This window comes from Rhodococcus sp. C26F, assembly GCF_053345925.1.
The window spans coordinates 289583-311170 of record NZ_JBKFBA010000003.1 but is presented as its reverse complement, the minus strand read 5'-3'; the positions used below and the strand labels follow the sequence as shown (position 1 = coordinate 311170).

Genomic DNA, 21588 nt, shown 5'->3' with positions numbered 1-21588 from the left:
CGACAGTACCGGGCGGTCTTCTCACCGCGCCGTGTCGTCGGTCACCGGTGTCGCCTGCTCGACGACCCGGGGGCGTCCGACGACGAACCACGGCAGCGTCGCCGCGAGCATGATCACACCCGTGGCCGCGAAGGCCGTCGAGTACGACAACCGGTCCGCGAGGAAGCCGGCGGCGACCGGACCGATCACCGCGCCGACATCGGCGACCATCTGGAAGGTCGCGAGCACCGGCCCTCCCCGGGCCTTGCTGCCCACCACGTCGGCGACGGCGGCCTGCTGCGAGGGATTCGACAGCCCGGACCCCATACCCGCCACGAACGACGTGATGAGGAACCAGACGACGCTCTCGGTGAATCCCATCGCGATCGTGCTGACCCCGCACACCAATAGACCGACCAGGACGAAGGGTCGCCGCCCGAACCGGTCGGACAGCTTGCCCGACTTGATGAGGACGAGAGCGTTGCCCACCGCGAAGGCGGTCAGCGCGACACCCGCGAACGCCTCACCCTCGTCGAGCGCCTCGACGACGAACAGCGGCACCATCGCCACGCGGACCCCGAACACCACCCAGCCGTTGGCGAAGTTCGATCCCAGCGCCGCCCGGTAGACCGGCGAGCGCAGCGCGTCGCGCAGGCGCATGACGGGCACGCCGTCCCCGCTGTCGGGACGGGCGAGCTCCGACGAACGCAGGCTGATCCCCACGACCGAGGCCGCGACGAGCAGCGCCACGGCGTAGATGAGGAAGGGTGCGCGCAGCCCCAGTCCGATCAGGGCACCGCCGAAGAGCGGGCCGAGGATGTTGCCCATGAGGAAGCTGGTCGCGTACAGGCCGGACACACGCCCGCGGGCGTCCGGGGGCGCGATCCGCACGAGCAGACCGAGCGCCGACACCGTGAACATCGTCGACCCGATGCCGCCGAGGGCCCGGAAGACGAGCAGCTGCCAGTAGCTCGCCGCGAATGCGCACGCGCCCGTCGACAGGGCGACGATGAGCAGGCCCGTGATGTAGACGGGCCGCTCCCCCAGCTTCTGCACCAGCGACCCGCTCGCGGGCGCGAAGAGCAGTCGCATCGCGGCGAACGACGACACGACGATCGTCGCCGCCGTCACGCCGACGTCGAAGCTGCGCGCGAATTGGGGCAGCGCGGGAGCGACGAGACCGAAGCCGAGCGCGATCACGAAACTCGCGACGACCAGAACCCAGATTTCCCGCGGCAACGCCGCGTCACGTGTCCGCATGATGTTCACGATGTTAGCGAGGCGCACGACCTCGCCCGGTCGCGCGGTGGGCGAGCGGGCTCAGGACAGGACGGACGAGACGAGTTCGCGTGCCGCCTGCTGGACATCGGCGAGATGGTCGGGGCCGCGGAACGATTCGGCGTAGATCTTGTAGACGTCCTCGGTTCCGGACGGGCGGGCGGCGAACCACGCGTTCTCGGTGGTGACCTTCAGGCCACCGATCGCGGCACCGTTGCCGGGAGCCGCAGTGAGCGTCGCGGTGATCGGTTCGCCGGCGAGTTCGGTGGCGCCGACCTGCTCGGGCGACAGCTTCGACAGCACCGCCTTCTGCTCGCGGGTCGCCGGCGCGTCGACGCGCGCGTAGGCGGGGTCGCCGTACCGGTCGACGAGTTCGGCGTAGTAGCGGGACGGGCTCTTCTCCGTCACCGCGGTGATCTCCGCCGCGAGCAGGGCGAGGACGATGCCGTCCTTGTCGGTGGTCCACACCGAGCCGTCGCGCCGGAGGAAGGACGCACCGGCGCTTTCCTCCCCGCCGAAGCCCAGCGAACCGTCGCTCAGGCCGGGGACGAACCATTTGAAGCCGACCGGCACCTCGAGCAGGTCGCGGCCGAGGCCTGCGGCAACCCGGTCGATCATCGACGAACTCACGAGCGTCTTGCCCACCTTGCTCGACTCCGCCCAACCGGGGCGGTTGCGGAACAGGTAGTCGATCGCGACGGCGAGATAATGGTTCGGGTTGAGCAGACCGGCGTCGGGGGTGACGATGCCGTGCCGGTCGGCGTCGGCGTCGTTGCCGGTCGCGAGGTCGTAGGCCTCGCGGTTGCCGATCAGCGACGCCATGGCGTTCGGCGACGAGCAGTCCATCCGGATCTTCCCGTCGGTGTCGAGCGTCATGAACCGCCAGGTGGCGTCGACGAGCGGATTGACGACGGTGAGGTCGAGGGCGTGCCGTTCGGCGATCTCACCCCAGTAGTCGACGCTCGCACCGCCCATCGGGTCGGCACCGATCCGTACCCCCGCAGCGCGGACGACGTCGAGATCGACGATGTTCGGCAGATCGTCGATGTAGGCGGCGAGGAAGTCGTGTCGTCCGGCGGACGCGAGGGCCGAGGAGAGCGGCACCCGCTTCACCCCGTCGAGTCCGGCGGCGAGCAGTTCGTTGGCGCGAGCGGCGATGACCGACGTCGCGTCGCTGTCGGCCGGACCACCCGACGGGGGGTTGTACTTGAAGCCACCGTCGCGCGGAGGATTGTGCGAGGGGGTGACGACGATCCCGTCGGCGCGGGCACCGGAGCCGGAATTGTGCTGCAGGATCGCGTGACTGACGGCCGGGGTCGGGGTGTAACGGTCGCGGGAGTCGACGACCACCTCGACGCCGTTCGCGACGAGCACTTCGAGCGCGCTCGCCCAGGCCGGTTCGGACAGGGCGTGCGTGTCGCGGCCGAGGAACAGCGGGCCCGAAGTGCCCTGCCGGGCGCGATATTCGACGATCGCCTGGGTGGTCGCGAGGATGTGGGCTTCGTTGAACGCACCGTCGAGGCTCGAGCCGCGATGACCGGACGTGCCGAAAGCCACCTGCTGCGAGGCGTTCTCGGGATCCGGTTGCACGGTGTAGTAGGCGGTGACAAGGTGTGCGAGATCTTCGAGATCCGCCGCGGTGGCCGGCTGCCCCGCTCGTTCGTGCGCCATGTGCTCTCCTCGTCGATGGTGGTGTTCTCATCTTGCCGCCGATCCGCGGCACGCGCGGGATGAGTACCCCGATCCGCGCGTCGATACGGATAACGGACGAAAAGGTCATCACGGTCGTGGGACCAAAGTTTCTGACTCGAAAGTAGTATTGGTACCTCACAATTAGGTGAGCTAACTTCAGTGAACGAAATGAAGACGATGCCGGGGAGGACATTTCTTCGTTTCGCTCTCGCTGTTTCGGCGCCGTCTCCGACGTCTCCGGGACCGACAGCGACCGTGCCCGTCGTCGAGAACACTCTCACTTTGAGTCTCGACGGCGGGCACTGCCGTTTCCAGCGCACTGCCGTTTCCAGCGCACTGCCGTTTCCAGCGCACTGCCGTTTCCAGCGCACTGCCGTTTCCAGGGCACTGCCGTTTCCAGGGCACTGCCGTTTCCCGAGCCTGCCGATCAGGCTCACCCGAACAAAACGAAACCCGGGTAGGTGATCGATGGTCGATCTCCTACCCGGGTCGATGGTGGAGCTGCCGGGAATCGAACCCGGGTCCTCCGCCGCCTCGCGAGGGCTTCTCCGTGTGCAGTTCGCTATGTCTCTACTCGGATCTCCCGTTCTCGCGAACAAGACGAGATGACGATCCCAGTCGCTGTTTGTTGTCCCGTACGACTCCGCGACCGAGCCGGACGGTAGAGCTCTCTAGTCGATGCCAGGATCCGGGTCGAGAGCAAACCCGGGCTGACAGAGACGCGCTCGCTTAGGCAGCGAGGGCGTACTCGCGCTGAGTGGACTCGGCGCTTAATTGGTTGCAGCGACGCTTACGGTGGTCTCTTGCCTGCACCGACACGCTTCCCCTTGCTCAACGTACGCAGTCGAAACCGTTCAGCCCCGTACGCACCTGCGACCTTCGCAGGACTACCTACTGTAACGACCCGAGGGCCCGATGTCATTCCCATTTCCGGAAACGATTCGCGGTCGGGTCATGAGCCTGCTCACACCGCTGCTCACCAGCCACGGAACCGGGTCGGGGTCACCCGGACCGGAACGGAGTAGTCGGCCCGGAAGGCGTCCGGGCTGTAGTCGAGCGAGCGCATACCCGCTTCGTACTTGTCGACGTACCGCCGCCATTCGTCGTCGTCGACGCTCTCGGCGACCGCGGCCGTCCCGGTGAACACCGCAACATGCCCGCCGCCACTGTCGGCTTCGAGGTTGACGGCGACCCGTGGACGGGCGGTGATGTTGGCGAGCTTGGCGGTGCCGGGCTGCGAGAAGAGCAGGAAACGTTCATCGGCCCACAGGAACCACACGGGCGTGGGGACAGGTCCGCCGTGGCGGTCGACGGTGGTCAGCCAGATCACGGATTCGTCGGTCAGTCGCTTCTGGACCGCATCGGGAATCGAGAGGGTGGAAGGAACGGTTTCGGTCATGGCATCCTCGGCTTTCTCCGAGTCCGACGCCGCCGGGCGTTACCCGTGGTGCCCCGTCCGACGGCGCGCTTTCCGCGATGCCGGGTCCAACACCGCGGTGCCTCGTGTTCTTCCCCATCCCGGACGGATCAACCGGGCAGGCTGACGAGTGCGACGGCGAGCCCGGCTGCGAGCAGGCCGAGCAGTTTCACCCGGCTCACGCGCTCACCGAGCACGATGACGGCGAGCAGCACCGTCACCGCCGGATACAGCGCCGCGATCACGCTCACCAGCGACAGCAGGCCGTGCTGGTAGGCGAACAGCAGGGCACCGTTCGCGATCACGTCGATCGCGCCGATGCCGATCAGGATCGGCAGGAGCGGCCGGATCGGCCACACCACGGTGCGCCACGAGAAGGCGATCACGAGCCAGACCACGAGGGTGGCGGTCGCGCGGGAGGCTGCGAGCGGCCACAGTCCGGTGCCGGTCTCGACCTGACCGAGGCCGACGAACGACAACGCGAAGGCGATGCCCGATCCGACCGTCCACCACGCGATCCTCGACGTGAAGCGCGGGTGTCCGACACCGGTGACGGTCTCGTCGGATTCGCGACTGACCAGCCCCACCGCGATCACCGCGACGACGATGCCGAGATAGGCGAGCAGACCGGGCCGCTCCCCCGTCGCGATGCCGACGAGCACGGGGATCCCGGCCACGACGACGGCGGTGACCGGCGAGACGACCGACATCGGCCCGTTCGCCAGTGCGAGATAGAACCACCAGACGGCGATGCCGCCGGCCACGCCCGCCGCGGCACCCCACGCGAGGGAGGCCGCGGTGAGGTCGCCACCGACGATCGACGCGGCGATCAGGGACACGACGAGCGAGACCGGGTAGGTGACGGCGACGACGCCGAGTGCGCTCGCGCGTCGGGAAGCGGCGCCCCCGGCGAAATCGCTGAGGCCGTAACCGACCGCCGCGAGCAGCGCGAGCGCGACCGCAATCAGCGGCTCATGCCCTTCACCCGCCGGCCGAGCTCGCGGGTCACCTCACGTTCGGCGGTCCGGCGTGCGAGATCCTGACGCTTGTCGTAGTCCTGCTTGCCCTTGGCGAGCGCGAGCTCGACCTTGACCTTGCCGTCGGAGAAGTACATCGACAGCGGCACGAGGGTCTGGTTGCCCTCACGGGTCTTGCCGACGAGCGCGTCGATCTCCCGGCGGTGCAGCAGCAGCTTGCGGGTGCGGCGCGGAGCGTGGTTGGTCCACGTGCCGTGCCCGTATTCCGGAATATGCAGACCCCGCAGCCACACCTCGCCGTCGTCGACGGTCGCGAATGCGTCGACCAGGGAGGCCTTGCCCTCCCGCAGGCTCTTGACCTCGGTACCGACGAGGGCGATGCCCGCCTCGTAGGTGTCGAGGATGGTGTAGTTGTGGCGCGCCTTCCGGTTGGTCGCGATGACCTTCCGGCCCTTTTCCTTCACGTGCAGGCCTTTCCGGTCCACGATCGATCGAACAGAACACCGTCCAGCATAGGAACCTCGCACAACACCTTATTCACGCACGTACAGACGCAAGGTCACATACGAGGTGAGAGCGGCCATTCCCACACCCACGAGCACCAGGAACGGCGAGACCAGAAGGATGTCGCTGTCGGTGATGCGGGCGACGATGTTCGCGTCGTAGACCTCGGTGAGCATGTCGTCGACGAACATGCTCTTGGCGACGAACAGACCGCCGATGGCGAGCGCGGCACCGACGATCGCGGCGATCACCGCTTCGAGGAGGAAGGGCAGCTGCGTGTACCAGCGGGTGGCGCCGACCAGTCGCATGATGCCGACCTCGGTGCGGCGGGTGAAGGCCGCGATCTGCACCATGTTGGCGATCAGCAGCACGGCCGCGATCGCCTGGATCGTGGCGATGGCGAAGGCACCGTTGCGGATGCCGCCGAGCACGCCGAACAGGCGCTCGACGAGATCCTGCTGGTTCAGCACGCTGTCGACGCCGGGTCTGGTGCCGAAATCGTCCTGGATCGCCGCGAAGCGATCCGGATCGGACATCTTGATCTTGAAGGAGGCCGGGAAGCTGTCGGCGCTCACGAGTTCGGCGAGTTCGGGCTGATCGGCGAAGACGCGTTCGGTGGCGTCGGCGACGGCGTCGTCGCGGCTCAGGTACTGGACCGACACCACGTCGTCGGTGCCCTCGAGGTCGCTGCGCAGAGCGGAGCAGAGATCCTGCTCGCACTCCGGATCGAGTGAGGAGATGTCCTCGGTCAGGAACACCTGCACCTCGACCCGGTCGAGGAAGATCCGTTCCGTCTTGCCCGCCATCTGGACCACGAGCAGACCCGCACCGAACAGCGCGAGGGAGATCGCCGTGGTGAGGATCATCGCGATGGTCATGGTGAGGTTGCGGCGCAGGCCGGTGGTGACCTCGCTGAACAGGAAGCTGGCACGCATCGGGTGGGAATCCTTCGGTTGCCTGGTGGGGATGCTCGGGTGACCGGATCTACCGACCGACGCCGTAGACGCCGCGTGCCTCGTCGCGCACGACGCGTCCGAGATCGAGTTCGACGACCCGCCGCCGCATCGAGTCGACGATGTGGTGGTCGTGGGTCGCCATGAGCACCGTCGTGCCCGTGCGGTTGATGCGTTCGAGCAGCAGCATGATGTCCTGGCTCGTCTCGGGGTCGAGGTTGCCGGTCGGTTCGTCGGCCATCAGCACGAGCGGCCGGTTGACGAACGCGCGCGCGATCGCGACGCGCTGCTGTTCGCCGCCGGACAGTTCGGCGGGCAGCCGGTCGGCCTTGCCGGACAGTCCCACCAGGTCGAGAACCTCCGGCACCGTCCGTTCGATCACCCCGCGCGGCTTGCCGATCACCTCGAGAGCGAACGAGATGTTCTCGGCGACCGTCTTGCGCTGGAGCAACCGGAAGTCCTGGAAGACGCACCCGAGATTCTGGCGCAGCTTCGGCACGCGCCGCGCCGGCAGCCGGTTGACGTGGAAATCGGCCACGTGGATGTCGCCGGTGGTGGGCTTCTCCTCACGCAGGAGCAACCGGAGGAAGGTCGACTTCCCGGATCCGGAGGGACCGATGAGAAAGACGAACTCGCCCTTCTCGACGTGCACCGAGACCCCTTCGAGTGCGGGACGCGTGGACGTCTTGTAGGACTTGGACACATTCTCCAGCCGGATCACGTGGACATGCTAACCGTTACCGGACGGTGACCTATTGCCCCGGCTCGTCGGCGCTCTACGACGGCGGGGCGTCGGTGTCCTCGGTCACCGTCGGGTTCTGCTGGTCGTTCAACCCGGGGATCCGCGGCAGATCGAACGGGAACTGCCTGTTCGTCGTGGTGGGAATCTCCGTGGTCGGCACGTCCTGCTGCGGCACGACCCCCTGTTCCGAACCCGGCACACCGGTCGCCGTCGTGGGCGGGTAGAGCGACGAGGTCGTCGGCGGATAGGGCGTGTCGGTGGTCTCCGGCACGTACCCCTCCTGCGGGACCGTGGTCGCCGGCGGCACGTACGGCACGTACGGGGTCTCGGAGATGAGCACGGCAGTCGACGGTGCCTCGGGCGTGTCCTCGGGCTGGTTGAGGAACAGATAGGTCACCCACAGCGCGAGCCACAGAGTGCACAACGCGAAGGTCGTGGTCCTGATCCGCCCGCCCAGCAGGTGCGACGGGATGCGCCTGCGGTGCGTCTGATCCGGCTCGGGCGCCGCGCCCCCACCCGGTGTCCCTCCACCCGGTGTCACTGTGCCTCCACTCGATCGACCACGCTGGCGGTGTCGAGCTGGGGCGTGACGGTGATGCCCTGTTCACGCAGTGCTCGCGCGATCCGCGCACGCAGCAGACGGCCCACCTGGAACTGCTTGCCGGGCAGCGTGCGCGCGACCATGCGGACGCTGAGCTGATCCACTTCGAGGCTCTCGACACCCATCACACTCGGTTCGTCGAGCAACAGCTCCCGCAGGCGGGGTTCCTTGTATGCGGCGACACCCAGTTCGCGCAGGATCTCGGTGACGTCGGCGATGTCGGCGGTCACCGGGATCGGCACGTCCACCACGGCGCGCGCCCAGTCCTTCGACAGGTTGACGGCCTTGTTGATCTGCCCGTTGGGGACGGTGATGACCTCGCCCGCCGTGCTGCGCACCCGGGTGACGCGCAACGTGACGTCCTCGACGGTGCCGATCGCGTCCTCGGACGCACCGGTCACGGAGATCTGCACGGTGTCACCGAAGCCGTACTGCCGTTCGGTGATGATGAAGAACCCCGCGAGGATGTCCTGCACGATGCGCTGGGCACCGAAGCCGAGCGCCGCGCCGAGCACGGTCGCCGGCGCGACCAGGCTGCCGATGGGCAGCTGGAGATAGTCGAACACCTTCAGGGTGGCGACGATGTACACGAACGAGATCGCCATCCACGTGACCACCTGGGCGACCGAATGGCGATGCTTCGTCGCCTCGGACCGCACGAGGTCGTCGGACTGCGTGTAGCGCTCGTCGATGCGCCGCGTGATGCGGCCGCCGATCCAGGAGACGAACCGGGCGATCAGAACCGCACCCAGAATCGTGAGTGCGATCAGCAGCCCGCTCGTCGACAACCAGTCGAGCAGTCTAGCTCCGGGAAGAAACGGCACAGGCCCCTCTCCTGTTTCCGATCACGATTTCTGCTCTTCCCGCATACGCCAGCGGATGCCCGATTCGAGGAATCCGTCGATGTCGCCGTCGAGCACCGCCGACGGGTTGTTGACCTCGTACTCGGTGCGCAGATCCTTGACCATCTGGTACGGGTGCAGCACGTAGGAGCGCATCTGGTTGCCCCACGAGCTGCCGCCGTCGCCCTTGAGCGCATCCATCTCGGCGCGCTCCTCCTGGCGCTTGCGCTCGAGGAGCTTGGCCTGCAGGACGCGCATGGCCGCGACCTTGTTCTGCAGCTGCGACTTCTCGTTCTGACAGGTGACGACGATGCCGGTCGGGATGTGCGTCAGACGCACCGCGGAGTCGGTGGTGTTGACCGACTGGCCACCCGGGCCGGACGAGCGGTAGACGTCGACGCGGACGTCGTTCTCGTCGATGTCGATGTGGTCGGTGGTCTCGACGACGGGCAGCACCTCGACCTCGGCGAAGGAGGTCTGGCGGCGTCCCTGGTTGTCGAAGGGGCTGATGCGGACGAGCCGGTGCGTGCCCATCTCCACCGACAGGGTGCCGTAGGTGTAGGGCGCCTTGACGGCGAAGGTGGCGGACTTGATGCCGGCCTCTTCCGCGTAGGAGGTGTCGTAGACCTCGACGCCGTAGCCGTGCTTGTCGGCCCAGCGGATGTACATGCGCATGAGCATCTCGGCCCAGTCGGCCGCGTCGACGCCACCGGCTCCTGCGCGGATGTTGACGAGTGCGTCGCGCTGGTCGTACTCGCCCGACAGCAGCGTGCGCACCTCCATCGCCTCGATGTCGGCGCGCAGGCTCTCACGTTCGGCGTCGGCGTCGGCCATGGCGGCGGTGCGGGCCTCGCCCTCCTCGCCCTCGGCGAGCTCGTAGAGGACCGGCAGATCCTCGAGTCGCTGACGCAGACCCTCGACCCGCCGCAGCTCACCCTGCGCGTGCGACAGCTCGCTGGTGACCTTCTGGGCGTGCTCCTGGTCGTTCCACAGCTCGGGATCGGCGGCCTGGTGCTCGAGTTCGTCGATGCGCCGTCGCAGCTCCTCGACGTCGAGGACCGACTCCACGGTGCGGAGGGTCGTGTCGAGCTCGGTCAGGGCTGCGGAAACATCGGGATGCACGATTCAACAGGTTACCGGAGCGACGAACGGGCCCGCCGTGGGCGGCGATCGACACGGGCAGGGCCCGAGCCGGGTCGAGCATCGCCGACCCCGGAGTGGACGGCAAGCTGCTCGGCCCCGAGCGACGGCGGCTAGCGTTTCCGTCATGACCACCGACTACACCGCCGACCTGGACCTCGCCCTCCGACTCGCCGACGCGTCCGACTCCATCACCCGCGACCGCTTCGGTGCGCTGGACCTGAAGGTGGACGACAAGCCGGACCTGAGCCCGGTCTCCGACGCCGACCTCGCCGTCGAGCGCACCATCCGCGAGGTGCTCGGCGAGCAGCGACCGGACGACGCGGTGCTCGGCGAGGAGTTCGGTGGCGACGCGGTCTTCCGTGGACGGCAGTGGGTCGTCGATCCGATCGACGGCACGAAGAACTTCGTGCGCGGTGTGCCGGTCTGGGCGAGCCTGATCTCGCTCCTCGAGGACGGTGTGCCCGTCGTCGGTGTGGTCAGCGCCCCGGCACTGAACCGTCGGTGGTGGGCGGCTGCGGGCGGCGGTGCCTGGGTGTCGCACGACGGCGCCGAGCCCCGGCGCATCTCGGTGTCGCAGGTGAGCGATCTCGCATCGGCGTCGCTGAGCTTCTCGAGCCTGAGCGGCTGGCAGGATCGCGGCATCCGTGATCGTTTCGTCGCCCTGACCGACGACGTGTGGCGGGTGCGCGCGTACGGCGACTTCTTCTCCTACTGCCTGCTCGCCGAGGGCACCCTCGAGATCGCGCTCGAACCCGAGGTGTCGCTGTGGGATCTGGCCGCGCTCGACGTCTTGGTGCGCGAGGCCGGTGGCCGGTTCACGAACCTCGAGGGCACGGACGGTCCGCACGGCGGCAGCGCGGTCGCGACCAACGGCACGCTGCACGACGAGGTGCTCGGTCGACTGAAGTGAGAGGTCGGNNNGGAGCGTCGCGCGTGGGGCCGGGTTCGTCAGCGGACGGGGAGATGTACGGCGGTCTCGAGGTCGGCTTCGCTCGTGACGCTCGGGTCGCTCGGATAGACGTTGAAGTGGTGGGTGGCCACGTCGTCCTCGATCCGGGCCGCGGACAGGCCGTGTTCGGTCAGGAATTCGGCGATCGCCTCGTGGGCCCGCGGGATCGATTCGGCGTACGGCCCGGTCACGGTGGCGACGACCGCCCGGCGTGAGGGGAACTCGTGGACCGTCAGCGGCTCGCGGGCCGTGGTTCCCGGCGCCACCGGCAGGAACACCGATTCGTCGACGTCCGACTCACGGAACTCGCCGTCGTGTTCGATGCATCCGCCGGGTCCGGTCGGGACGATGCCCTGCTCCTGCAGGGCGGGCATGAAGCGTTGCCACAGTTCACCTTCGGCCGAGTAGTCGGCGACGGTGCCGCGGAGGCAGACGTATGTCTGCTGAGGAATCTCGGTCAGTTCGATTCGGGTCATGATCGTGTCCTCCGGTATCTCGTCGAGCATGCGGTCCAGGGCCCTCAGTCGCGTGCGGCCGAGTTCGAGTTCCTCCTCCAGCACACGGCGCTGCAGTCGCAGGGCCTGCGTGTAGGCGGGGGTTCCGCCCGTCGCCAGTAGTGCCCCGATGGCAGACACGCCGAAGCCGACGTCGCGCAGGCGCCGGATGCGCGCGGCATCGGCGGTCTGCTCGGGGAGGTATCGGCGGTAGCCGCTGACCTCGTCGACCACGGCGGGGATCAGCACTCCGTGCGAGTCGTAGTGCCGCAGCATCCGCACGCTGATCCGGGTCAGGGACGAGAACTCTCCGATGGACATCAACCTGATGGTGTCGGTCATGGCGCCGAGTCTGCGACCTCACACGGTGTGAGAGTCAACCCGCGGAACTTACCGCGCAGTAGACACCGACCTTACTCGCAAGTAAGATCGGAGCCGTCCGCTGCCGCATCGAGAGACATCTGGTGATCATGAGCAAGCAAGACAGCGTGGCCCGCCACACGCCTCGCGACACGTCCGCCGTCGGCCTCAATCCGATCAAACGCGACGTCATGGGCGCTGCCATGCGCGTGCTCACCCGGATCACGGGCTCCGAACTGGCCGACCGGTACAAGTTCCGCGAGACGATCGACCGGATCACGTACCAGTCCACGAAGACGGGCTTCAAGACCCTCGGCGCCGCCACGCGCACCTTCAAGAAGATGTCGGGCGGCGCGAGCGGCCCGCAGCGTCTCGCCACCGCGAAGAACGCCGACTTCTTCGACCTCACCCCCACCGACGATCAGCAGATGATCACGGAGACGGTGCGTGAGTTCGCCGCCGAAATCCTGCGGCCCGCCGCGCACGACGCCGACGAGGCTGCCGCGGCCCCGGCCGATCTGCTCGCGCGCGCAGCCGAACTCGGCATCACCATGGTCAACGTGCCCGAGGCGTTCGACGGCGCCGCCGACGAGCGCGGCGTGGTCACCAACGTGCTGGTCGCCGAGGCCCTCGCGCACGGCGACATGGGTCTGGCCCTGCCGATCCTCGCGCCGAGCGGTGTGGCCGTGACGTTGACGCAGTGGGGCACCGAGGACCAGCAGAAGACCTACCTGCCGGCCTTTGCCGGCGACGACGTTCCCCAGGCGTCCGTCGTCATCGCCGAGCCGCGCGCCCTGTTCGATCCCTTCGCGCTGCAGACCAAGGCGGTGCGCTCCCCCAGCGGCTATCGGCTCAACGGCGTGAAGTCGTTCGTCCCGGCCGCGGGCAGCGCCGAACTCTTCGTCGTGGCAGCCGAACTCGACGGCAAGCCGTCCCTCTTCCTCGTCGAGGCGAAGAGCAAGGGCGTCGTCATCGAGGCCGATCCGGGCATGGGCCTGCGCGCCGCCGGACTGGGTCGCCTACTGCTCGAGGACGTCGCGGTGCCGGAATCGGCACGTCTCGGCGACGACGACGCAGACGTCCGCGCCGAGCAGTACGCCGACGCCGTGCGTCTGTCGCGCCTGGGATGGGCCGCTCTGGCGATGGGCACCGGTCAGGCCGTGCTCGACTACGTGGTCCCTTACGTCAATGAGCGCGAGGCGTTCGGCGAGCCCATCAGCCACCGCCAGGCGGTGGCGTTCATGGTGGCCAACATCAAGATCGAACTCGACGGTCTGCGCCTGGTCACGCTCCGCGGCGCGTCGCGGGCCGAGCAGGGCCTGTCGTTCGCCCGCGAGGCGGCCCTGGCCCGCAAGCTCGCCACCGACAAGGGCATGCAGTTCGGCCTCGACGGCGTCCAGCTGCTCGGCGGCCACGGCTACACCAAGGAACACCCCGTCGAACGTTGGTACCGCGACCTGCGAGCAATCGGAGTCGCCGAGGGCGTCGTCCTCGTCTGATCGGCCCGACCCGAACAAGGAACCTGTGATGATCAATCTCGAACTTCCCCGGAAGCTCAAAGCTTCCGCGAACCAGGCCCACCAGGTCGCCGCGCAGATCTTCCGGCCGATCTCCCGCAAGTACGACCTCGCCGAGCACGAGTACCCCGTCGAACTCGACACCATGGCCGCGATGGTCGAGGGACTCAACGACTCCGGTCAGGGCGCGGCGGGCGCCACGCTCGGCCGCGACAGCAAGGCCAAGCAGGACGGCCCCGCCGGAAACGCCAACGGCGGCAACATGGCCGGTCTCCTCAACGTCATCGAGACGTGCTGGGGCGACGTCGGCCTGACCCTGTCGATCCCCTACCAGGGCCTCGGCAACTCCGCGATCGCCGCGGTGGCCACCGACGAGCAGCTCGAACGTTTCGGCAAGGTGTGGGCCTCCATGGCGATCACCGAGCCGGGCTTCGGATCCGACTCGGCGGCCGTGACCACCACGGCCGTGCTCGACGGCGACGAGTGGGTCCTCAACGGCGAGAAGATCTTCGTCACCGCCGGTGAGCGTTCCACGCACATCGTCGTGTGGGCGTCCGTCGACAGGTCGAAGGGCCGCGCCGCGATCAAGTCGTTCGTCGTGCCGCGCGAGGCTCCCGGACTCTCGGTCGCCCGCCTCGAGAAGAAGCTCGGCATCAAGGCGTCCGACACCGCCGTGCTCGTGCTCGACAACTGCCGCATCCCGAAGGACAACATCCTCGGTTCCCCGGAGGTGAACACGGAGAAGGGGTTCGCGGGGGTCATGCAGACCTTCGACAACACGCGTCCGATCGTGGCCGGCATGGCCGTGGGTCTCGGTCGCGCGGTACTCGAGGAACTGCGCGCGATCCTCGAGGAGGCGGGTGTCGAGGTCTCCTACGACATCCCCGCGAACAACCAGCACGCCGCGGCCGCCGAGTTCCTGGCGCTCGAGGCCGACTGGGAGGCCGCCTACCTGCTCGCGCTGCGCGCGACGTGGATGGCCGACAACAAGAAGCCCAACTCCCTCGAGGCGTCGGTGTCGAAGGCGAAGGCCGGCCGCACCGGCACCGCGGTCTCGCTCAAGGCCGTCGAACTCGCCGGCACCTACGGGTACTCACAGCGGCCGCTGCTCGAGAAGTGGGCACGTGATTCCAAGATCCTCGACATCTTCGAGGGCACCCAGCAGATCCAGCAGCTCATCGTCGCTCGGCGGGTGCTCGGAAAGTCGTCCTCCGAACTGAAATAACGCCCGGGACATGGGGTCCGTCCGCGGGCCCGGAGGGATGGGACCGGGGCCGGCGACGGTACCGGGCGTTTCGGAGGATCCATCGGGGGACGAGCCCTCGCCGCNGCAGGTGCGGCGAGGGTTCTACCGATTCGAGGAAGTTTGCCTGGAATGTGAGCTACGTCACGGCTACTGTGTGTCCTGACGCCGACACACAACCAGGGGGACGGATGCTCGGTCAGGACATTCTCGGCAGGATCACGGGCGGGCGGATCACGCTCGACGACACGATCGGCCAGGTCAAGGACACCGTCGGATCACTCGCGGTACTCCATCGCGCCGGTCTGCTGCACTTCCCGCGCGTGGACCACAGCATCGGGACGATCATGGCGGCCAACAAGTACGGGCCGTTCGCCGGTGCCGTGCACGCGCAGGCCGAACGCGGCCTGGACGCCGTCGCACTGATCGACGAGGCCGGCGACGTCACCTACAAGGAACTCGAGGCCCGCTCCAATGCCCTCGTGCGTGCGTGGCAGCGCGCCGGGGTCGAACCGGGATCGGTCATGGGCATCATGGCCCGCAATCACCGCGGTCTCGTGCTGACCATGCTCGCCACTGCCAAGCTCGGCGTGCGGCTCGTCATGATGAACACCGGCTTCGCCCCGCGGCAACTCGTCGACGTCGCCGCGCGCGAACAGGTCTCGACGTTCGTCTTCGACAGCGAGTTCGCCGATGTCGCCGCCGCGCTCCCCGACGACGTGCGCCGGTACGTCTCCTGGGTGGACGACGAGGTCCCCGATGTCCCGACCCTGGAGCAGTCGATCGAGGGGCTGGACGGCTCGTCTCTACCCGCCCCGGAGGTCTTCGGTGGATTCGTGCTGCTCACCAGTGGCACCACCGGCACCCCGAAGGGGGCGCCGCGCGGCCGCACGTCGCCGTTCGCGTCGGCCCAGTTCCTCGATCGGGTTCCGCTGCGCCCCGGGCAGACGATGCTCATGGCCGCCCCCGCCTTCCACGGCACCGGCGTCTCGCAGTTCGCGCTCGCCCTCGCGCTCGGTCAGACCGTGGTGATGATGCGGCGCTTCTCCCCCGTCGACACGTTGGGCCTCGTCGAGCAGCACGGCGCGAATGTGCTGGTCGTCGTCCCGACCATGCTGCAGCGGATCCTCGACCTCGGACCGGAGAAGATCGCCGAGTACGACACCTCGAGCCTGAAGATCGTTTTCTCCGCGGGTTCGTCGCTCTCACCCGACGTGTGCCGCCGGACGACGGAGGCCTTCGGGCACGTGCTGTACAACCTGTACGGATCCACCGAATGCGCCGTCGCGACGGTCGCGACCCCCGACGACATCCGGCAGGCCCCCGGCACGGCCGGCCGGCCTCCTGTGACCTGCCGGGTGGTGCTGTTCGACGACCACGGCAACCGCATCACCGAACCGCACGTCTCCGGCCGCATCTTCGTCTCGAGCGGCCTGTCCTTCGCCGGCTACACCGACGGTCGCGACAAGGAACGCATCGACGGACTGCTGTCGATCGGCGACATCGGGCACTGGGACGAGAACGGCCTCCTCTTCGTCGACGGCCGCGACGACGACATGATCGTCTCCGGCGGCGAGAACGTCTATCCGCTCGAGGTCGAGAACCTGCTCGCCGAACGGGAGGACGTGCTCGACGCCGCCGTGGTGGGTGTCCCCGATTCCGAGTTCGGGCAGCGGCTGCGGGCCTTCGTGGTCCCCTCCCCCGACTCCTCCCGCGACGCCGAGGACATCAGAGCGTTCGTGAAGGCGAATCTCGCCCGGTACAAGGTCCCGCGCGAGGTGGTCTTCCTCGACGAGCTGCCGCGCAACGCCACCGGGAAGCTGCTGCGCCGAGTGCTGGTGGAGATGGATGTACCCGAGGATCCCGAGAAGGGGTACACCGCCGCCCGGGGGTAACCCTCCCGAAAAGAACGAAGGCNNNCCTTCGTGGTGGTAGCGGGGACAGGATTTGAACCTGCGACCTCTGGGTTATGAGCCCAGCGAGCTACCGAGCTGCTCCACCCCGCGTTGCATGAACGAACCTACACGAGCGCGGAAACGGAATGCAAATCGCCTCGTCGGACGCGGATCCTCCTCGACGACAACCGGAATCACCGCCCCTTCCGGGTGACCCGGTTCACATTTCGACCATGACTATCACCACATAACGGAGGTGTAACGATCTTGCATCGACTCCCGTTATATCCTTGCTGAGCTGGGGAAATCCCTCGGCGTCATCCCATCAGGTGGACAGGCTCCTCTTCCGGCACGGGGATGACGGGCCGCGACACGCTTTGTACTGTCGGTCCCGGCTCGAAACAGCCGAGCCACCACCGGCCCGTCGCCGCCAGTCTGCCCCGCGGGATCCGGTGCCTACGAAGACCCGAGGGGCAGGGACGCGACCGACATGGTCCCCGATCCGGACGGAGACATTCTCCGTCAGCCGAGATCGACGAGGGCCGTCGCGCTCCGCGAGCGCGGGAAGGACCCCACAGCATGACCAACTTCAGCACGCGTGCATTCCGCACTGCCGTCGTCACCGGTGCACTCGCCGCGGTTCCGTTCGCGCTCGCCACCGGCACCGCGTCCGCCGCCCAGCACAACTGGGACGGCGTCGCCCAGTGCGAGAGCGGTGGCAACTGGGCCATCAACACCGGCAACGGCTACTACGGTGGCCTGCAGTTCTCGCAGAGCACCTGGGAGGCCAACGGCGGCAGCGGCCGCGCGGACCAGGCCTCGAAGGCGGAGCAGATCCGCGTCGCCGAGAACGTCCTGCAGACGCAGGGCCCCGGTGCGTGGCCCGTCTGCAGTCAGTACCTGACCACCGAATCCGCGCCGGCGCCCGAGGCTCCCGCGCCGACTCCGGAAGCTCCGGCACCCGTGGCTCCGGCACCCGCGGCTCCGGCTGCGCCCGAGCTGCCGGCCGAGGTCACCCAGGCCGTCGACACCGCCAACCAGCTCGCCCAGCAGTACGGCTTCGGCGCCGAGTTCGCGCAGATCGTCGACATCACGCTGGCCGGTCGCTGACGCATACCGTCTCCGCGAACACGACGAAGGNNNCCGGTTTCCGTTACCGGATCAGCCGCCGGTGATTCAGCCGCCGGTGGATTCGTAGGCGTCGACGGCCTGCTGCACCCGCCGCAGCGCCCGACCGTAGGCTTCGAAATCGCCGCTGGTCTGCGCGTTGGCCAGCTCCGCGAGTGCCGAATCGAGCTCCGCGACCGCGGCATCGCGATTCGCGGGAGCGGTCGGCGCCGGCGAGGCGGGCTGCTGTTGCTGCTGATCGGAAGGCTGGTTCTGCTCTTCCGTGCCCTCGCCGATCGCCTCACCGCGGGTCTCGTCGTCGACCTCGGCAGTGGGCAGCGCCTCACCGCCGGGAGCGGTGGCCGCGTCGCCGACACCGGATCCGAAGACCTGATCGAGCGCACCGGCCAGAGTGGGTGCGTACCCGATCCGGACGCCACCGCTGGCACCCGGCTCCCGGTAGCTGACGAGCACGCGCGACAGCTGCGGGAAGGTCGACGTGCTGCCCGCCGTCGCATTGCGCTCGGTGTACATCGGCTGGACGTACAGGATGCCGCCGTCCGCGATGGGCAGGGTGAGCAGGTTGCCGTACTGGATCCGGTTGGACCGTTCGAGCAGGGTCCGCTCCGAAGCCACTCGGGTGTCGGAGATCATCGCGTTCTGCGTCTGCTCCGGACCGAAGGTCTGCGTGTCCGTCGGTAGCTGCAGGATCGTGAACTTCCCGTAGTTCTCCGGATCGGATTCGACCGAGATGTACGCCGACAGGAACTGCCGGTTGTAACCCACCATCGCCGAGGTCAGGCGGAACCGCGGATCCGCCGTCTCACGATCGCCCATCAGCAGGTAGTAGGGCGGCTGGTTCGCGCTGGTGTCGACCGTCGGATCGGCCGGCACCGACCAGAACGCGTTGTTGGTGAAGAACTCGCGCGGGTCGTCGACGTGGTACTTGGCGAGCATCTCGCGCTGCACCTTGAACAGATCCTCCGGGTAGCGGAAGTGCGCCCGCAGTTCGTCGGAGATCTGGTCCTGCGGGGTCACCGCGTCGGGGAAGACACCCATCCACGCCTTCAGGACCGGGTCCTGATCGTCGACCTGGTAGAGCGTGACGGTGCCGTCGTAGGCATCGACCGTCGCCTTCACCGAGTTGCGGATGTACGAGACCTCCTTGCGGGGCAGCAACCGGCCGGTGTTCTGGTCGATGCTGTCCTCGACGAGGCCCTCGAGCGACGCGCGCTGCGCGTACGGGTAGTAGTCGAGCGTGGTGTACGCGTCGACGACCCACTTGATGCGGCCGTCGATCGCGGCCGGGTAGGCGTCGCCGTCGGCCGTCAACCACGGCGCGACCTTCGTCACGCGCTCACGCGGGTCGCGGTTGAAGAGGATCTTCGAGTCGCTGCCGATTGCGCTCGAGAACAGGATGTTGCGTTCGCCGTACTTCGCGGCGAAGGCGAGCCGGTTGAACCAGTTGCCGATGTCGACGCCGCCCGAGCCGGTGTAGGTGTACTTCTCGGTGTCGGTGTCGTACTCACGCGGCCCGGACGAGTCGGCGCTGTTGCCGACGATCGCGTAGTCCGGATCGGCCTCGGCGATGACCTCGCCGTAGTAGATGCGGGGCTGCTCGACGGGGATGACCTGGTTCTCCGCGGCGAGCGACGCCAGGTCGCTGACGAAGTAGACGGGATAGCCGCTGTTGCTGTTGGCGGCCTCCTCCGCCGACGCACTCGCGGCGGCGTTCACGCGGTTGGCGGGCGCCGCGACGAGACCGTTGCCGTGCGTGTACACGGTGTGGCGGTTGATCCAGTCGGTCTGGTTGCCGGTCAGGCTCGTCGGCGAGAGCTCACGCGCCGCGACGATGTAGTCCTCCATACGACCGTCGAGCTCGTACCGGTCGATGTCGAGCGACTCGGGGTAGCCGTAGAAGTTCTTCAGCTGCGTCTGCTGCGTGAACGTGCGGGGAAGCACGTTCGGGTCGAGCAGGCGGGCGTTCGCGATCGTGGTGATGTCGGCCGGGATGTTCTCGGGCGAGGTGGTGCCCACACCCGGGTAGTCCTCGTACGCCACCTTGTCGTCGGTGATGCCGTACGCCTCGCGGGTCGCGGCGATGTTGCGCTCGATGTACTCGCTCTCCTTGTCGGCGGCGTTCGGGCGCACCGAGAACTGCTCGACCATGAGCGGGTACACCGCGCCGACGAGGATCGACGAGAGCACGAGCAGCGCCGTCGCGAGCGCGGGGATCCGCAGGTCGCGCAGGAAGATCGCGGCGAAGAACGCGATCGCGCAGATGACGGCGATCGCGAGCAGGATGAGCTTGGCCGGCAGCACCGCGTTGATGTCGGTGAAGCCACCGCCGGTGAAGGTGGGTTCCTTGCGGCTGCTCCACAGCAGTTCGTACCGATCGAGCCAGTATGCGAACGCCTTGAACGCGACGAACAGGCCGGCGAGGACCGCGAGCTGCACACGCGAGGCCGTCGACATGCTTCCACCGCGACCGGCGAGGCGGATGCCGCCGAAGATGTAGTGGGTGACGAGGTTCGCGATGAACCCGAGCACGATCGCAACGAAGAACCAGTTGAGCAGGAAGCGGTAGAACGGCAGGTCGAAGGCGTAAAAGCCCACGTCGAGACCGAACTGCGGATCGGTGGTGCCGAAGTCGCCGCCGTTGAAGAACATCTGCACGGTGACCCAGCCGGCCTGGGCGACCAGACCGGAGAGCACGCCGAGCACGACCGGGATGCCGATCCCGAAGGCGCGCATGCGCGTCATCACGGTGGTGCGGTAACGCGCCACCGGATCGTTGGGTCCGGTGGTCGGCACGAAGACCGGGCGCGACCGGTAGGCGAGCAGCATCGCCAGCCAGACGACACCGCCGATGAACAACCCGACCACCAGGAACAGTGCGATCCGGGTCAGGAGAACCTTGACGTATACGTCCCGGAAGTCGACCTCGCCGAACCAGAGCCAGTTGGTGTAGGTGTCCACCAACCGTGGTCCGAGCAGGAGCAGCACTGCGGCCACCACTGCCAGGATCAGCAGAACTCTGCTCCGCTTCGACAATGTAGGTACTCCGGTCGGGGGCCTCATGCCCACGTGCCACGCTCCCAACTCGTCCGGCGGCGCGATCGCACCGCATCTGTACATCTCGCGCTCGACGAACGCGTACGAACGCGCCTCGTTGTCACGGAGTGACCGTTTCGCCCCACTCTACGGAATCCTCCTACCGGGGGTCGTACGACGCAGGTCCGGCAGCGCACACCCGCGTACGGGTGCCAGGATAGGCCGGTGAACCAACGTCTTCCCGTACCTTCCGAACAAGGACTCGCGCGCGCCGTCCACGAGATCATCGATTTCGCGGATGCGGAGGGTTGGGACCGCCCTCCCGTGATGTTCGCGCTCGTCCCGACCGTGCTGCTCGCAGCCGCCGAACCCACCCTCGCCGACCAGCTCGACGAGGGACACGAGTACACCCCGATCGCGCAGGAGGACTTCCCCGACGACGTCGAGGGCGGCAGTCCCGCACTCGAGGAGTTCCTCGCCACGACCACCTGGCCCGGCTCTGTCGCCGGGTGCGCGCTCGTGCAGGAGGTGGTGGTGCTGCCGCCGAGCGCCGAGAACGAACTCGACGACGCCTTCGCGCCGCTGCTCGCCGACGCCCACGCGGCCGACGAGGCGGCACGACTCGCAGCGCACAGTCACCCGGAACGACGCGCCGCCCGCCTCATCTCCGCGGTCCTGCGCGACGGGCCGTCGCTCTCGCTCCTGCAGTTGCGTCCGCTCGACGACGACGATCCGTTCGCGGGTGCCGAGCTGCGGACCTACGACAACCTCGCCCCGCACGTCGTGGCGGCGTTGTACGCGACCCTCGAGGCGAGCGACGACGACTACTGAGCTGCCGGAT

At 67.9% G+C, this 21588-nt stretch carries 18 protein-coding genes, 1 tRNA gene and 1 other RNA gene; 6 read left to right on the top strand and 14 right to left on the bottom strand.

Annotation, left to right across the window (positions count from 1 at the left end):
- Positions 1-21: 21 nt before the first annotated feature.
- The 11 genes from ACLBYD_RS06670 to prfB all read right to left on the bottom strand — a co-directional run bounded on the left by ACLBYD_RS06670 (position 22) and on the right by prfB (position 10107).
- Complete coding sequence (locus ACLBYD_RS06670; RefSeq protein WP_447815831.1) at positions 22-1239, bottom strand: MFS transporter; 1218 nt, start codon at positions 1237-1239, stop codon at positions 22-24.
- Between the two features lie 60 nt (positions 1240-1299).
- Positions 1300-2928: a phosphoglucomutase (alpha-D-glucose-1,6-bisphosphate-dependent) gene (pgm, locus tag ACLBYD_RS06665; RefSeq protein WP_447815830.1), complete on the bottom strand. Its 1629-nt coding sequence runs from the start codon at positions 2926-2928 to the stop codon at positions 1300-1302.
- Between the two features lie 514 nt (positions 2929-3442).
- Positions 3443-3811: a transfer-messenger RNA gene (ssrA, locus tag ACLBYD_RS06660) on the bottom strand.
- Positions 3812-3925: 114 nt separating this feature from the next.
- On the bottom strand, positions 3926-4348 hold the full coding sequence (locus ACLBYD_RS06655; RefSeq protein ID WP_447815829.1) for a TIGR03667 family PPOX class F420-dependent oxidoreductase: 423 nt from the start codon (positions 4346-4348) through the stop codon (positions 3926-3928).
- A 128-nt stretch (positions 4349-4476) separates the two neighbouring features.
- Positions 4477-5334 (bottom strand): EamA family transporter, encoded by an 858-nt coding sequence (locus ACLBYD_RS06650; protein ID WP_447815870.1) that lies wholly within the window; start codon positions 5332-5334, stop codon positions 4477-4479.
- Positions 5331-5807 (bottom strand): SsrA-binding protein SmpB, encoded by a 477-nt coding sequence (smpB, locus tag ACLBYD_RS06645; RefSeq protein WP_024101458.1) that lies wholly within the window; start codon positions 5805-5807, stop codon positions 5331-5333. The genes ACLBYD_RS06650 and smpB overlap by 4 nt, the downstream gene beginning before the upstream one ends.
- 69 nt (positions 5808-5876) lie before the next feature.
- Positions 5877-6782 carry a permease-like cell division protein FtsX gene (gene ftsX / locus ACLBYD_RS06640; protein WP_120279813.1) on the bottom strand — a complete coding sequence of 302 codons (906 nt, stop codon included), beginning with the start codon at positions 6780-6782 and terminating at the stop codon, positions 5877-5879.
- A 49-nt stretch (positions 6783-6831) separates the two neighbouring features.
- Entirely contained in the window at positions 6832-7521 is a 690-nt protein-coding gene (gene ftsE, locus ACLBYD_RS06635) for a cell division ATP-binding protein FtsE (protein WP_006550350.1), read from the bottom strand.
- Between the two features lie 55 nt (positions 7522-7576).
- Positions 7577-8083 carry a hypothetical protein gene (locus tag ACLBYD_RS06630; protein WP_447815828.1) on the bottom strand — a complete coding sequence of 169 codons (507 nt, stop codon included), beginning with the start codon at positions 8081-8083 and terminating at the stop codon, positions 7577-7579.
- A complete protein-coding gene (locus ACLBYD_RS06625; RefSeq protein WP_447815827.1) occupies positions 8080-8967 on the bottom strand; it encodes a mechanosensitive ion channel family protein in 888 nt (295 codons plus the stop codon). Before ACLBYD_RS06625 ends, ACLBYD_RS06630 begins: the two co-directional genes overlap by 4 nt.
- Positions 8968-8988: 21 nt before the next feature.
- On the bottom strand, positions 8989-10107 hold the full coding sequence (gene prfB / locus ACLBYD_RS06620) for a peptide chain release factor 2 (protein ID WP_060651385.1): 1119 nt from the start codon (positions 10105-10107) through the stop codon (positions 8989-8991).
- 145 nt (positions 10108-10252) lie between these two features.
- Here prfB and hisN point away from each other — a divergent pair, with 145 nt between their 5' ends.
- Entirely contained in the window at positions 10253-11038 is a 786-nt protein-coding gene (hisN, locus tag ACLBYD_RS06615; protein ID WP_447815826.1) for a histidinol-phosphatase, read from the top strand.
- Between the two features lie 38 nt (positions 11039-11076).
- Here hisN and ACLBYD_RS06610 read toward each other — a convergent pair whose 3' ends face one another.
- Positions 11077-11913 (bottom strand): MerR family transcriptional regulator, encoded by an 837-nt coding sequence (locus ACLBYD_RS06610; RefSeq protein ID WP_421096912.1) that lies wholly within the window; start codon positions 11911-11913, stop codon positions 11077-11079.
- A 122-nt stretch (positions 11914-12035) separates the two neighbouring features.
- Here ACLBYD_RS06610 and ACLBYD_RS06605 point away from each other — a divergent pair, with 122 nt between their 5' ends.
- The 3 genes from ACLBYD_RS06605 (at position 12036) to ACLBYD_RS06595 (ending at position 16586) form a co-directional block, all read left to right on the top strand.
- On the top strand, positions 12036-13430 hold the full coding sequence (locus ACLBYD_RS06605) for an acyl-CoA dehydrogenase family protein (RefSeq protein ID WP_193902326.1): 1395 nt from the start codon (positions 12036-12038) through the stop codon (positions 13428-13430).
- A 28-nt stretch (positions 13431-13458) separates the two neighbouring features.
- Positions 13459-14673, top strand: coding sequence for an acyl-CoA dehydrogenase family protein (locus ACLBYD_RS06600; protein WP_447815825.1), 1215 nt, complete (start codon positions 13459-13461; stop codon positions 14671-14673).
- A gap of 209 nt (positions 14674-14882) precedes the next feature.
- Positions 14883-16586, top strand: coding sequence for an acyl-CoA synthetase (locus tag ACLBYD_RS06595; RefSeq protein WP_447815824.1), 1704 nt, complete (start codon positions 14883-14885; stop codon positions 16584-16586).
- A 34-nt stretch (positions 16587-16620) separates the two neighbouring features.
- Here the strand turns inward: ACLBYD_RS06595 and ACLBYD_RS06590 are convergent.
- Positions 16621-16697, bottom strand: a tRNA-Met gene (locus ACLBYD_RS06590).
- Between the two features lie 468 nt (positions 16698-17165).
- Between ACLBYD_RS06590 and ACLBYD_RS06585 the strand changes: the two genes are divergently transcribed.
- The gene (locus ACLBYD_RS06585; protein ID WP_447815823.1) at positions 17166-17696 is read left to right on the top strand and encodes a transglycosylase family protein; all 531 of its coding nucleotides are present in this window, start codon (positions 17166-17168) and stop codon (positions 17694-17696) included.
- Between the two features lie 66 nt (positions 17697-17762).
- On the opposite strand, the gene ACLBYD_RS06580 is transcribed toward ACLBYD_RS06585, so the two are convergent.
- Positions 17763-20780: a UPF0182 family protein gene (locus tag ACLBYD_RS06580; RefSeq protein WP_447815822.1), complete on the bottom strand. Its 3018-nt coding sequence runs from the start codon at positions 20778-20780 to the stop codon at positions 17763-17765.
- A gap of 192 nt (positions 20781-20972) precedes the next feature.
- Here ACLBYD_RS06580 and ACLBYD_RS06575 point away from each other — a divergent pair, with 192 nt between their 5' ends.
- Positions 20973-21578, top strand: a complete 606-nt coding sequence (locus tag ACLBYD_RS06575; RefSeq protein WP_060651378.1) for a PPA1309 family protein — start codon at positions 20973-20975, stop codon at positions 21576-21578.
- Positions 21579-21588 lie beyond the last annotated feature (10 nt).